The organism is Formosa algae, from assembly GCF_001439665.1.
Classification (GTDB): Bacteria; Bacteroidota; Bacteroidia; order Flavobacteriales; family Flavobacteriaceae; genus Formosa; species Formosa algae.
In genome coordinates this window covers 65483-78324 of the sequence record NZ_LMAK01000073.1, presented here as the reverse complement: position 1 = coordinate 78324, position 12842 = coordinate 65483, and the positions used below count along the sequence as shown (strand labels likewise).

Annotated in this window: 12 protein-coding genes; 3 read left to right on the top strand and 9 right to left on the bottom strand. The window is 33.2% G+C overall.

Features of this window, described 5'->3' with window-relative positions; all coding sequences use genetic code 11:
* Positions 1–133: 133 nt before the first annotated feature.
* From AST99_RS15605 to AST99_RS15595, 3 genes are all read right to left on the bottom strand, one after another.
* Positions 134–991, bottom strand: a complete 858-nt coding sequence (locus tag AST99_RS15605; RefSeq protein WP_057783390.1) for an OmpA/MotB family protein — start codon at positions 989–991, stop codon at positions 134–136.
* Positions 992–1078: 87 nt separating this feature from the next.
* Entirely contained in the window at positions 1079–2068 is a 990-nt protein-coding gene (locus AST99_RS15600) for a glycosyltransferase family 2 protein (protein WP_057783308.1), read from the bottom strand.
* Positions 2069–2074: 6 nt separating this feature from the next.
* Positions 2075–2521 (bottom strand): type I restriction enzyme HsdR N-terminal domain-containing protein, encoded by a 447-nt coding sequence (locus tag AST99_RS15595; protein ID WP_057783306.1) that lies wholly within the window; start codon positions 2519–2521, stop codon positions 2075–2077.
* A gap of 92 nt (positions 2522–2613) precedes the next feature.
* Between AST99_RS15595 and holA the strand changes: the two genes are divergently transcribed.
* Positions 2614–3618 carry a DNA polymerase III subunit delta gene (gene holA / locus AST99_RS15590; RefSeq protein WP_057783304.1) on the top strand — a complete coding sequence of 335 codons (1005 nt, stop codon included), beginning with the start codon at positions 2614–2616 and terminating at the stop codon, positions 3616–3618.
* A gap of 23 nt (positions 3619–3641) precedes the next feature.
* On the opposite strand, the gene lnt is transcribed toward holA, so the two are convergent.
* Entirely contained in the window at positions 3642–5237 is a 1596-nt protein-coding gene (gene lnt / locus AST99_RS15585; RefSeq protein WP_057783302.1) for an apolipoprotein N-acyltransferase, read from the bottom strand.
* A gap of 43 nt (positions 5238–5280) precedes the next feature.
* A complete protein-coding gene (locus AST99_RS15580; RefSeq protein WP_057783300.1) occupies positions 5281–6354 on the bottom strand; it encodes a putative type IX sorting system protein PorV2 in 1074 nt (357 codons plus the stop codon).
* 218 nt (positions 6355–6572) lie between these two features.
* Between AST99_RS15580 and AST99_RS15575 the strand changes: the two genes are divergently transcribed.
* Positions 6573–7331: a CDP-alcohol phosphatidyltransferase family protein gene (locus tag AST99_RS15575; RefSeq protein ID WP_057783387.1), complete on the top strand. Its 759-nt coding sequence runs from the start codon at positions 6573–6575 to the stop codon at positions 7329–7331.
* 134 nt (positions 7332–7465) lie between these two features.
* Here the strand turns inward: AST99_RS15575 and lptB are convergent, their stop codons facing one another.
* From lptB to AST99_RS15555, 4 genes are all read right to left on the bottom strand, one after another.
* Complete coding sequence (gene lptB / locus AST99_RS15570; RefSeq protein WP_057783298.1) at positions 7466–8206, bottom strand: LPS export ABC transporter ATP-binding protein; 741 nt, start codon at positions 8204–8206, stop codon at positions 7466–7468.
* A gap of 80 nt (positions 8207–8286) precedes the next feature.
* Positions 8287–8643 (bottom strand): carboxymuconolactone decarboxylase family protein, encoded by a 357-nt coding sequence (locus tag AST99_RS15565; protein ID WP_057783295.1) that lies wholly within the window; start codon positions 8641–8643, stop codon positions 8287–8289.
* Positions 8633–9469, bottom strand: a complete 837-nt coding sequence (gene tatC, locus AST99_RS15560; RefSeq protein ID WP_057783293.1) for a twin-arginine translocase subunit TatC — start codon at positions 9467–9469, stop codon at positions 8633–8635. The genes AST99_RS15565 and tatC overlap by 11 nt, the downstream gene beginning before the upstream one ends.
* Positions 9469–10437 (bottom strand): KpsF/GutQ family sugar-phosphate isomerase, encoded by a 969-nt coding sequence (locus tag AST99_RS15555; protein ID WP_057783290.1) that lies wholly within the window; start codon positions 10435–10437, stop codon positions 9469–9471. Before AST99_RS15555 ends, tatC begins: the two co-directional genes overlap by 1 nt.
* A gap of 203 nt (positions 10438–10640) precedes the next feature.
* Here AST99_RS15555 and AST99_RS15550 point away from each other — a divergent pair, with 203 nt between their 5' ends.
* Entirely contained in the window at positions 10641–12842 is a 2202-nt protein-coding gene (locus AST99_RS15550) for an ATP-dependent DNA helicase RecQ (protein ID WP_057783286.1), read from the top strand.

Genomic DNA, 12842 nt, shown 5'->3' with positions numbered 1-12842 from the left:
TTGCTGGCAGTTGTGTTATATTTTGAAATAAAGATAATAAAAGCGAACTTTTTAATATCATTTTAGAAACAATAAGACAAAAAAAAGCTCAATCTTACGATTGAGCTTTTAAATATATTAAGTGAATCAGAATTTATTTCTGTTTCATAGCAGCGTCAGCTTCTACCATATTTTTCATTTCCTTTTCTACCATTTCGTAGAATTGGTCAATTTTAGGAAGTACAACAATACGTGTACGTCTGTTTGTTGCTCTGTGTTCTGCAGTATCATTATCTACTAATGGTACATAGTGACTTCTACCAGCTGCAATTAGTTGAGCAGGATTAACATCTAAGTCTTGTAATACACGTACCACAGAAGTCGCACGTTTTACACTTAAATCCCAGTTGTCTTCTAAGATACCACCTTTTTTGTAAGGTACGTTATCTGTATGACCTTCAACCATTGCTTCGAAATCTGGCTTGCTGTTTACAACTTTAGCAACTTTAGCTAATACTTCTCTTGCTTTGTCTGTTACGATATAACTTCCACTTTTAAATAATAATTTATCAGCGATAGAAATAAATACAACACCTTTCTCAACATTAATTTCAATGTCTGGATCGTTAATACCAACCTCTTTCTTTAAACTAGTTACTACAGCTAAAGTGACACTGTCTTTTCTAGTTAAGGCATCTTGTAATCTTGTAATCTTAAGATCTTTTTCTTTTAAGCTTTCTAAAGATTTTTCTAAATTTTCAGCACCTTTTTGAGTAAGTGTTGTTAAGTTACCTTTAGTATCAATTAAATCTGTAATCTGATCTTTCAAAGCTTCAGCTCTTGCGGTAGCAGCAGCCTTCTCTGTTAAGCAACTATTTAGTTTAACGGTTGCTGTATTTAATAAATCTTGGGTTTCTTTTTGTTTAGCTTCCAATGCTGCATAGTCTTTCTTAGACACACATGATGATAAAAGGAGCAAAGCAGCAGCGCTGCTTAAAATTAGTTTCTTCATAATAATTTTTAAATTACATTTAAACATATCAAAAATATGAAAAAAAAGATGTTTAAAGCGTGTTTAACAAAACTTTTACTAACTATTTTATAATTGTTTGTACATTTTTTTCTTTTTTAAGAAATATTCCCAAACAATAGATCTTATTTTGAAATAATTAGGCTGTTTTGCTAGGGTTTGTCTTTGTTTCAATAATCTTGATATCTGACCATAAAAACTAAAATGAGCACGAATTATTGCATAGAAATGCTTGAATTTTAGTTGTGCCACAAATTGTATGCCAGCCAAACCATCTAAAATCATTCTTAATACGATAATTGTATAGATATTTCCTTCAGCATTTTTAACTAAAAGGAATAAACTGTTTCTGAAATTGAGATATGTTTTCTGCGGATTTGAAGCATTTAAAGTAGCTCCACCAACATGATAGACTTCAGAACTTGGTACACATTTTACCTTATAATCTAAGTTTTTTGCCCGCCAACATAAATCTATCTCTTCCATGTGCGCAAAAAAAGCATTGTCAAATCCATTTATATTTTTAAAAACATTAGCTCTTATAAATAGGCAAGCACCTGTTGCCCAAAAAATATCTAGCGTGGTGTTGTATTGTCCTTCATCCTTTTCTACCGTATTAAAAATACGACCGCGACAAAACGGATATCCATATTTATCTATAAATCCGCCAGCAGCTCCAGCATATTCAAAATAATCTTTGTTTTTATAATCTAAAATTTTGGGTTGAATGATAGCTGTTTTGGGTTCAGACTGGAATGTTGCACGAATTGGAGCCAACCAATTAGGCGTGACTTCAATATCGCTATTTAGTAAACAAAACACATCTGCAGTAATATGCTTTAAGCCATCATTATAACCTTTAGCATAACCACCATTTTCTGGATTTACTATAATGTTTACAGTCGGAAATAGTGTGTTTATTACAGATACAGAATCATCTGTAGAAGCATTATCTATAACATAGATTTCTGCATCTTCAGCATGTTTTATCACAGTGGGTAAAAACTGTTGTAGTAACTTGGATCCATTCCAATTTAAAATAGCAATAGCAATTTTCATAACCAATTAGGCGTTGTAATTAGGAATATCTTGTAAAAAATTATAATGTTCGGCTTCAAAATCCATCTGACAATAATAATGATTTAATCCGTTAGTGACCATTAAATAACTGGCGTTAAGCGTTAAATTGTAACGGGCTATTTGGTCGAAGGTGCTTTGTGTAATTTTAATTTTAGGCGCTTTACACTCTACAATAACATGAATACTTCCGTCGGGATTAAAAATGACGATATCGTAGCGTTTTCGTAAATCGTTTACAATTAATTCTTTTTCAACATTTATTAATGATTTTGGATAGCCCTTTACTTGCATTAAATACTGAACACAGTGTTGGCGTACCCATTCTTCAGGCTGAAGAATTACAAATTTTTTACGAATATCATCAAAAATAGAAATTTTATTTTCGCTATTTTTGAATCGAAATGAAAACTTCGGAAAGTTTAGGTCTTGCATTGTTAGGTCTTGAATTTTCAAAGGTAGATTTCAAAATTCAAAAACCAAATTCCGAGAGTGTATTTTTGGAATAATCCTATATAGTTTACAGTTTGGACGAGATTAAACAATTAGTTGCCGATATAAAACAGAAAAAATTAAAGCCTATTTATCTTTTAATGGGTGAAGAGAGCTATTATATAGACAAGATTTCTGATTATATTGAAACACATGTTTTAAGTGAAGAAGAAAAAGGGTTTAACCAAATGGTATTGTATGGTCGCGATGTGACTGTAGAAGATATTGTTGGACATGCCAAACGTTACCCAATGATGGCAGAATACCAAGTTATTATTGTAAAAGAAGCCCAAGATTTAGCGCGTACTATAGATAAGATTTCAGATTATGCTAAGAATCCGCAACCTTCTACAATCTTAGTTTTAAATTATAAATACAAGTCTATAGATAAACGTAAGGCTGTATATAAAACCATTAAAAAAACAGGTGTTGTTTTTGAAAGTAAGAAGCTTTATGAAAATCAGGTAGCCGATTGGATTCGTCGTGTTTTAGCTCCTAAATCTTATACAATCACACCTAAAGCTTCACAAATGTTGGTAGAGTTTTTAGGAAATAACTTAAGTAAGATTAATAATGAGTTAGAGAAGCTCCAAATTATCTTACCCAAAGAGACTCAAATTACACCTGAACATATTGAAGAAAATATAGGAATTAGTAAAGATTATAACAACTTCGAATTAAGAAAAGCAATAGGAGCAAGAGATGCGCTGAAAGCACAGCGCATTGTGAAATATTTTGCCGAGAACCCTAAGGATAATCCTATGGTAGTTACGGTATCTTTGGTGTTCTCATTTTTTTCGCAATTGTTACAGGTTCATGGTTTATCGGATAAAAACCCTAGAAATGTAGCTTCAGCAATTAAAATAAATCCTTATTTTGTTGATGAATATCTCGTTGCGTTAAGAAATTATCCCATGAAAAAGGTGAGTGCAAATATTGCAATACTTCGTGAGTTTGACGTAAAAAGTAAAGGCGTTGGTTCTAATGCTGTACCACAAGGAGATTTATTAAAAGAACTGATGGTGCATTTAATGTTTTAAGTGTGTTTAAACCATGCGTTAGCTTATTGCCGTGCTCTTCTAAAGAAGGTAATAAAGAATAAACCAAGAGCTAAAAACATACTTATTCTAGCAATATAATCGCCAGCTGTAACATAAAAAGTCATATTTGTATTTACAGGAATATTAGCTTTTAAACTTCCTTGAGCATTATAAGCTAAGGTTTGTAAGAGTTCACCTTTCGGACTAATAAAAGCAGAAATACCTGTATTGGCACTTCTTGCAATTGCTCGGCGCGTTTCTATAGCACGAATTCTAGCATAACTTAAATGTTGTTTGTGCCCTTGAGTGTTTCCCCACCAAGCATCATTGGTCATAATAGCCAGTACATTAGCGCCATTTCTAACATATCCGGTCACATATTCTCCATACACAGATTCGTAACAAATTACAGGCGCTACTTTATAGTTGGTGTTTTTTAAGGTGAAAGCAGAGCGTTCTTCTTGAGTAGATTTCATGGCTACTGTGCCACCAAGATTTAGCATAGCATCTCCAATTAATGGTTTTAAAACACTTTGATAAGGAAAGTTTTCTACGCCAACAACCAGTTTTGATTTGTGATAAATTAAAGGTGCTGTATTCGAGTTTATTAAGGCTGCTGAGTTAAAATAATCGACCCATAAATGATCGTTATATTGATTTGATGTTGGTCTAATATCTGCCTTACTTGTATGCTTTTCGTAGAACTGTAATCCCAGTAAATAATTTAAATTCGGATAGTTGTACACAAAAGTCTTGGCTTTAAAAAACTCAGGACTTCTATTAAAACTCGGCAAATCTACACCATAATTTTCGGCTAAAACCGTTTCAGGAGTGACTAAAAGATTGGTTTTTTGTGTAATACTTTCTTGAGCTAAGCCTTGTAATAGATCTGCAACTTGTTCATTTGTGGCATTGTATTTTTCTGTGTATGGATCTATATTGGGTTGTAAAACAACAGCTTCAATAGTATTAGATTCTGGAGTGTATGTGTAATACCGAACAATAGAAATGGCAATTGGTATACAAATGAGTGCAGTGGTTTGTATGGCTGCACGTTTTAAAATGTTGGTATCAGAAAATTTAAAGTAAGCTAAAAGCGCTTTAAATAATATTACATTTACTAACCATACCCAAAGTGTTCCTCCAAAAGCTCCTGTAAATTCGTACCATTGAATCCATTTTGGGTGTTCTGAAAATGCATTTCCTAAATTTAACCATGGCCAAGAAAACTCCCAACCTAAATGTAATTTTTCAAAACAAATCCATAGGGTTATTAAAAAGCAAAGCGATTTATTTATTGTGGTGCGTTTAGCTACGGCTTGATAAAAAACGATGAGTAATGCCATTAGTAAGCTATTCACTAAAATAGCAAAACAAGCCCCAAATATATCTGCGTATTGTAACCAATTGGTCGTAATGTAATTCCAGATAAAGAATGCCAAATACGATAATCCAAATACGCGCCACCCTTTATATTTTAAAGTAGGATGTTCTTTGATTTGGTAAACCACATAAAGTAACGGAATAAAAGCAACAAAAAGTAAAACAGGAAAACCGTAAGTGGGCCAGCCAAGGGCTAATAATAATCCTGATGCAAGAGCTAATAGGAAGTGTTTCACAGTGTAAAAACTAAGTTTGTCAAGGACTAATACATCCTATAGATTAGTGTCTAAAGATACTAAAATCCAATTTTAAAGAAAACACATTCGAATATAAAGCTACACTTTGGTCGCCAATATCTGTAAATGCATAATCTATTTGAATGCCATTGTATTTAAAACCAACGCCAAAACTGGGCTGAAAAGTAACTTTTTCGGTATTATCAATTTGTAATTCATTTTGAAAATTACCCATTCCACCACGTAAATACACCATATTTAAATAGCCAAATTCAAAACCGAAGGACGGATTTATACTAACAGAACTTGTTGAAATGATATCATTATTTTCTTCGAAACGCAGCTGTAAATCGATCGCGGTTTCTAGAGAATAATCGTAATTAAAGTTGAACTGTTTTGAAATTCCCAGTTGTAATTTAGGAATTGTAATTTCTGTGGTTTCTGGTAATTCCTGGTTCTGACCTTCAATAGCATCTTGAACAGTCTGATATTTATCTTCGTCTATTTGCCAGGCATTAAAAGTTGTTGTAATATCTCTAGCCATCACCCCAAATTTCCAAGAGTCTGTTTCGTATTGAATACCAGCATCTAAACCAAATCCCCAAGAATTGGCAAACTCTCCAATAATACGTCTAATCACTTTGGCGTTTACGCCATAACTTAAGCCTTCAGCAAATGTCGGCCTTCTAGCATAAGAAAAGGTAACGCCGTAATCGGCGGTAGAGAATAACTGAATCCGGTCGTAGTTTATATTTCCTTCATCGTCTATTAATTGTGTGGTGTCTAAAATATCATCAACTCCAAAACGGATTAAAGATATACCCATCGCACTCCTATTATCTATTGGCATGGCATAAGCAACATAATCGTAATTGGCAATATTAGCAAAATAACTAGAGTGCATTAAAGACAGTTGGTTATCTTCTAAATGGACTAAACCTGCTGGATTCCAGTAACCCGAATTAACATCGGCCGTTTGGGCTGTTACCGAATGGCTCATTCCTAATGCAGCTGCATCGACACCAATATTCATGAATTCGTTAGAGTATTTTCTTGCGGTCTGGCTAGACACAGAAACCGTAAGTAAAACGAAAAATGTGGCGAATAAAATTCTCAATGCTAATTTTTTTTTACAAATATGCAGATAATTTAATTGGTTAAAAATTTTATTTCGGGCATTATGCTGCGTTAAGAGCCGTTTTAAAATTGTTTTGCCTAAGAAGTAACAAATTAATTAACTAAAAAAAGAGATGCTTATTGTGTTATTTATACAAATGCTTTTGTTTAAGACCGTATTTCTTTAGTATTTTTACACAAATTAAATACCCTATGTCGATTAAAAATTACGTGCCAAACGCGCTGACTTTATTAAATTTATTTTGTGGATGTATTGCTGTAATATTTGCTACTCACAATCATTTTATAGCGGCTGCAGCCTTTGTTTTTGGAGGTGTGTTTTTTGATTTTTTCGACGGATTTGCTGCACGAAAACTTAAAGTATCTTCAGAGTTAGGCTTACAATTAGACTCGCTTGCCGATATGGTTACGAGCGGAGTTGTTCCTGGGATAGTCATGTTTAAATTACTAGGCTTAAGTATAGGCAGATCTGAACTAGCAGTAGATGATGGTTCTTGGAATGCCTTTTTTAGCGGAGATGCTATTATGCCATCCTTCCTTCCTGTAATTGGTTTTTTTATCACTTTATCTTCTGCTTATCGTTTAGCTAAATTTAATTTAGATGAAGAACAACAAGATTATTTTAAAGGATTACCTACACCAGCAAATACCTTATTAATTATTTCGTTGCCTTTAATAATGGAATTGCAACATAACGATATCATGAATGCGATTATCATGAATCAAGGATTCTTAATTGCATTAACCATTACAAGTTCGTTTTTATTAAATGCACCAATAATATTGTTTGCACTTAAGTTTAAAACTTGGGATTTTAAACCCAATGCTATCCGTTATATCTTTTTAATTATAAGTGTGTTGTTGCTTGTGTTTTTACAATTTGCAGCCATACCATTAATTATTCTTGTGTATGTTGCCATGTCTATGTTAGATATTGTAATTAAAGGAGAATATTAAAAAGGATAACCGCTCTTTATTACGCACAACGTTTGTCACTATAAATTGAAAAATCGCTATACAAAAGGTTTTAAACACTTTATATAGCGATTTTATATTTAAATAATGTCTTTTAAAACAAAATGTAATTATGTTTAAAAGTCTAATTTTTTCTTACGAAGCTCGAAATTCTGACCCAAATAAACTTTACGTACCATTTCGTCTTCGGCAAGTTCTTCAGGTTTACCGGCCTTTAAAATACCACCTTCAAACATTAAGTATGTTCTATCTGTAATCGCCAAGGTTTCTTGAACGTTATGGTCTGTAATTAATATTCCAATATTTTTTTTGGTAAGTTGTGCTACAATACGCTGAATATCTTCAACAGCAACGGGGTCTACACCAGCAAAAGGTTCGTCTAATAAAATAAAATTAGGGTCTGTGGCCAGAGCCCGTGCAATTTCTGTACGTCTACGTTCACCACCAGACAATAAATCGCCACGGCTTTTACGTATATGTCCTAAACTGAATTCTTCAATAAGCGATTCCATTTTCATAAGTTGTTCTTTTTTACTCAACTTAGTCAATTGTAATACACTTAAAATATTATCTTCAATACTTAATTTTCTAAATACCGAAGCTTCTTGAGCCAAATACCCGATACCGTTTTGTGCACGTTTGTACATGGGATATTTGGTAATTTCTTTATCTTCTAAATAAATCGTTCCGCCGTTAGGTTTTATCAAGCCAACAATCATGTAAAAAGACGTGGTTTTTCCGGCGCCATTTGGGCCAAGTAAACCCACAATTTCACCCTGATTAACCTCTAAAGAGACATCTTTTACAACTTTTCGTCCGCCATAGGACTTCATTAAATGTTCAGCTTTTAATTTCACGTGTAAGCGTTTTTTAATCAGATTTAGAAATACAGAAGTGCTAAAATACTAAAATTAGCACATTCTGTTTTGTATACTTTTTAGATTTTAGCTTCTGAGGCTTCTAACTCATCCCAAAACTCGTAAGCACGGCGTAAGTGAGGAATTACAATGGTTCCGCCAACAAGGGTTGCAATACTTAAAGCTTCAACAACTTCTTCTCGAGATAAACCTTCTTTATAGGAGGTCTCCAAATGATATTTAACACAATCGTCGCAACGCAATACAGCCGAAGCAACAAGACCTAAAAGTTCTTTAGTTTTAACATCTAAGGCACCAGCTTGAAATGCATTGGTGTCTAAATTGAATATGCGTTTAATAATTTTATTATTATCACCCAAAATGCGGTCGTTCATTTTGGTTCTATATTCGTTAAATTCTGTGATATTATTTGACATTCTTAATGGCTTTAGATTTAGATCGTTCTTTTCTGGTTACAAATTTAGCTATAACAATACTCACTTCATACAGAATTAACACAGGAATAGCAACTATAACTTGACTGGCTATATCTGGAGGTGTAATAACCGCAGACACAATTAATACAATAACAAGTGCAAATTTTCTGTATTTTTTAAGGAATTCTGGTGTGATTATACCCGCTTTAGCTAGGAAAAAAATAATTATAGGCAGCTCAAAAATAATTCCAGAAGCAATAACAGAAGATCGAATTAAACTAATATAACTGCTTAAATCAAAATCGTTGTGTACTTTTTCACTGACTTGATACGTTCCTAAAAAATTAATAGATAACGGACAGATTACATAGTAACCAAATAAAACTCCTAAGAAAAATAAGAAAGATGAAATGGTGATAAATCCTCTTGAATTTTTACGTTCACTAGGATGCATTCCTGGACTAATAAATCGCCACAATTCAAATAGAATATATGGAAAAGAAATAATAAATCCAGCAGTAATCGCAGTCCAAATATGAGCAGAAAACTGTCCTGCCATGGTTCTACTTTGTATTTCGAAAGCCGCCTCATTAAAGCAAAAACTATCGTCTAATCCTAAAGAATTAGATATTCTACATAAGATATCGTAAGTGAAAAAAGTAGGTTTTGTAGGTCCGAAAATAAGGGTGTCGAATATAAAACCTTTAGCTAAAAAAGCAAGTACAGCAGCAATCATTACTGCTAAGGTTGCCCGAATTAAATGCCATCTTAAATCTTCAAGATGATCTAAAAAAGACATCTCGTTAACATTCTTTTTTTGTGCCATTATATAATGCCTTCTTTTATTAAATCGTGAATATGAACTACGCCTGCATAACTGTCGTTATCATCACAGACTAGTAATTGAGAGATGTCGTTTGTTTCCATAAGCTCTAACGCTTTAATGGCCATAGCATGTTCATTAATCACTTTAGGAGCTACACCCATAATATCCTTAGCTGTTAAACTTATAAAGTTATCTGTTTTTGTAAGCATACGTCTTAAATCTCCATCCGTAATAATACCAACAATTTTTTGATTTTCAATAACAGCAGTAACACCCAACATGTTTTTAGAGATATTCATAATAACCTCTTTTATATTCGTGTCTGGATGGACTTCGGGTTTATTATTTTGACTAGAGATATCGAGCACACGCAAGTATAATTTTTTTCCTAAAGCTCCACCTGGATGATACTTGGCGAAATCTCGACTAGAAAATCCGCGAACTTCCAACAAGCATACAGCAAGCGCATCGCCCATAGCAAGTTGTGCCGTTGTACTTGTGGTAGGTGCTAAGTTTAAAGGACAGGCTTCTTTTTCCACATAAGTGTTTAAAAAGAAATCGCAATGTTGCCCTAAAAAAGAATCGGCATTACCTGTAATTGCAATTAAAGTGTTTTGTGCACTTTTAATTAATGGTATTAAAACCTTTATTTCAGGAGTGTTTCCACTTTTAGAAATACAAATCACCACATCATCTTTTAAAATTAGGCCTAAATCTCCGTGTATAGCCTCAGCAGCATGCATGAATATTGCAGGTGTTCCGGTAGAATTTAGCGTTGCAACTATCTTATTTCCAATGATTGCGCTTTTACCTATACCTGTTATAATTACACGACCTTTAGAATTGTAAATAAGGTCTACAACTTTAACAAAATCGTCGTTTATATAAGATTTTAAATTTAATATAGCTTGACCTTCTAACTCAAAGACTTGATTTGCAGAGTTTATGATGGTTTGGTGTTTGTTCAAAATTTAATGATTTTTTAAGTTAATCCTTTTAAAGATTTTATTACCTTTAAACATAAACGAGCTTTTTAAAAAAAAAATCGCTTAGATTTGTTTTGCAAAACTAACGAAAAAAAACATTGAAGGTTCTCTAAATACAACGAATTAACTAATAGCCTAAGTTTTTTCCGCTGTATTAAATATGTAAACTAATATAAAAAAAGTACATGTCTAAAGTTGAAATTAACTTGCATTCTGCACTTAAAAAGCATTTTGGGTTTAACGCCTTTAAGGGCTTACAAGAATCTGTAATAGAAAGTCTTTTAAGTGGTCAGAATACATTTGTTATCATGCCCACCGGTGGAGGTAAATCTTTATGTTACCAACTGCCTGCATTAATGCAAGAAGGTACAGCGATTATTGTTTCTCCTTTAATCGCACTAATGAAAAATCAAGTAGATGCCATTCGTGGGATCTCTAATGAAGAAGGAATTGCACACGTTTTAAACTCTTCACTTAACAAGACTGAAATTAAACGCGTAAAGCAAGATATTACAGATGGTGTAACTAAACTCTTATATGTTGCTCCTGAATCTTTAACGAAAGAAGAAAATGTAGAGTTTCTGCGTACGGTCAAGATTTCATTCATGGCCATAGACGAAGCGCACTGTATAAGTGAATGGGGTCATGATTTTAGACCCGAATACAGAAATCTAAGACATATTATACAACGTATAGGTGATAATATTCCAATTATTGGGTTAACAGCTACAGCAACGCCAAAGGTTCAAGAAGATATTTTAAAGAATTTAGGTATAAATGATGCTAAAACATATAAAGCATCTTTTAACAGACCTAATTTGTATTACGAAGTTCGACCTAAAACTAAACAAGTTGATAGCGATATTATCCGTTTTGTAAAACAGAATGAAGGAAAATCGGGTATTATTTATTGTTTAAGTAGAAAACGCGTAGAAGAATTAGCCCAAGTGTTACAAGTAAATGGTGTAAAAGCACTGCCTTATCACGCTGGTTTAGATGCTAAAACACGAGTAAAACATCAGGACATGTTCTTAATGGAAGATGTAGATGTTGTTGTGGCAACTATTGCTTTTGGTATGGGTATCGATAAACCCGATGTACGTTTTGTAATTCACCACGATATTCCTAAAAGTATAGAAAGTTACTATCAAGAAACTGGTCGTGCTGGTCGAGATGGAGGTGAAGGTCACTGTTTAGCCTATTATGCGTATAAAGACATTGAAAAGTTAGAAAAATTCATGTCTGGTAAACCCGTAGCCGAACAAGAAATAGGACATGCGTTACTACAAGAAGTGGTTGCTTTTGCAGAAACATCAATATCCAGACGTAAATTTATACTTCATTATTTTGGTGAAGAATTTGATAATGAAACTGGTGAAGGTGGAGAAATGGACGATAATGTTCGTCACCCTAAAAAGCAAAAAGAAGCGAAAGACGATGCTGTTCTGCTTTTAGACACAGTAAGTAAAACTAAAGAAAAATATAAATCTAAAGATTTAGTAAGTGTTATTGTTGGTAAAACAAACGCTTTAATTAAATCACATAAAACAGACGAACAGCCATTTTTTGGAGCAGGTAAACACCATGAAAGTAAATACTGGATGGCTTTACTGCGACAGGTTTTAGTCGCAGGATATTTAAAAAAGGATATTGAGACGTATGGCGTTTTAAAATTAAATGAAGCTGGTAAAGATTTTATATCCTCTCCAAGTTCATTTATGATGACTGAAGATCATGTGTTTAGTAACGATTTAGATGAAGGGACTGTGACCTCTGTAAAAAGTTCTGGCGCTACCACAGATGCCACATTAATGCGTATGTTAAAAGACCTACGTAAGGTAAATGCTAAAAAACTAGGCGTGCCACCATTTGTTATTTTTCAAGACCCATCTTTAGAAGATATGGCGTTAAAATATCCAATGACGGTTGCAGAGCTATCTAATGTACATGGTGTAGGAGAAGGAAAAGCCAAAAAATATGGGAAAGATTTTGTAAATCTGATTTCTAAATATGTTGAAGAACACGATATTGTTCGTCCAGACGATTTGGTAGTAAAATCTACAGGAACAAATTCGGCTTTAAAACTTTACATCATTCAGAATATTGATAGAAAATTACCTTTAGATGATATTGCTACTGCTAAAGGCATGGAGATGAAAGATTTTATTAAAGAAATGGAAGCCATTGTCTTTTCGGGTACAAAATTAAATATTACTTATTGGATTGACGATTTGTTAGACGAAGAACAACAAGAAGAGATTCATGATTATTTTATGGAGTCTGAAACTGATAAGATAGATGTTGCTATTGAAGAATTTGATGGCGATTACGACGATGAAGAATTACGTTTATGTCGTATTAAATTTATTAGTGAAGTTGCTAACTAA

Coding starts and splice junctions, on each gene's coding strand:
- AST99_RS15565 (WP_057783295.1), bottom strand. CDS start 8,643: ATGTCAAATAATATCACAGAATTTAACGAATATAGAACCAAAATGAAC.
- AST99_RS15595 (WP_057783306.1), bottom strand. CDS start 2,521: ATGCAAGACCTAAACTTTCCGAAGTTTTCATTTCGATTCAAAAATAGC.
- AST99_RS15605 (WP_057783390.1), bottom strand. CDS start 991: ATGAAGAAACTAATTTTAAGCAGCGCTGCTGCTTTGCTCCTTTTATCA.
- AST99_RS15550 (WP_057783286.1), top strand. CDS start 10,641: ATGTCTAAAGTTGAAATTAACTTGCATTCTGCACTTAAAAAGCATTTT.
- tatC (WP_057783293.1), bottom strand. CDS start 9,469: ATGGCACAAAAAAAGAATGTTAACGAGATGTCTTTTTTAGATCATCTT.
- AST99_RS15600 (WP_057783308.1), bottom strand. CDS start 2,068: ATGAAAATTGCTATTGCTATTTTAAATTGGAATGGATCCAAGTTACTA.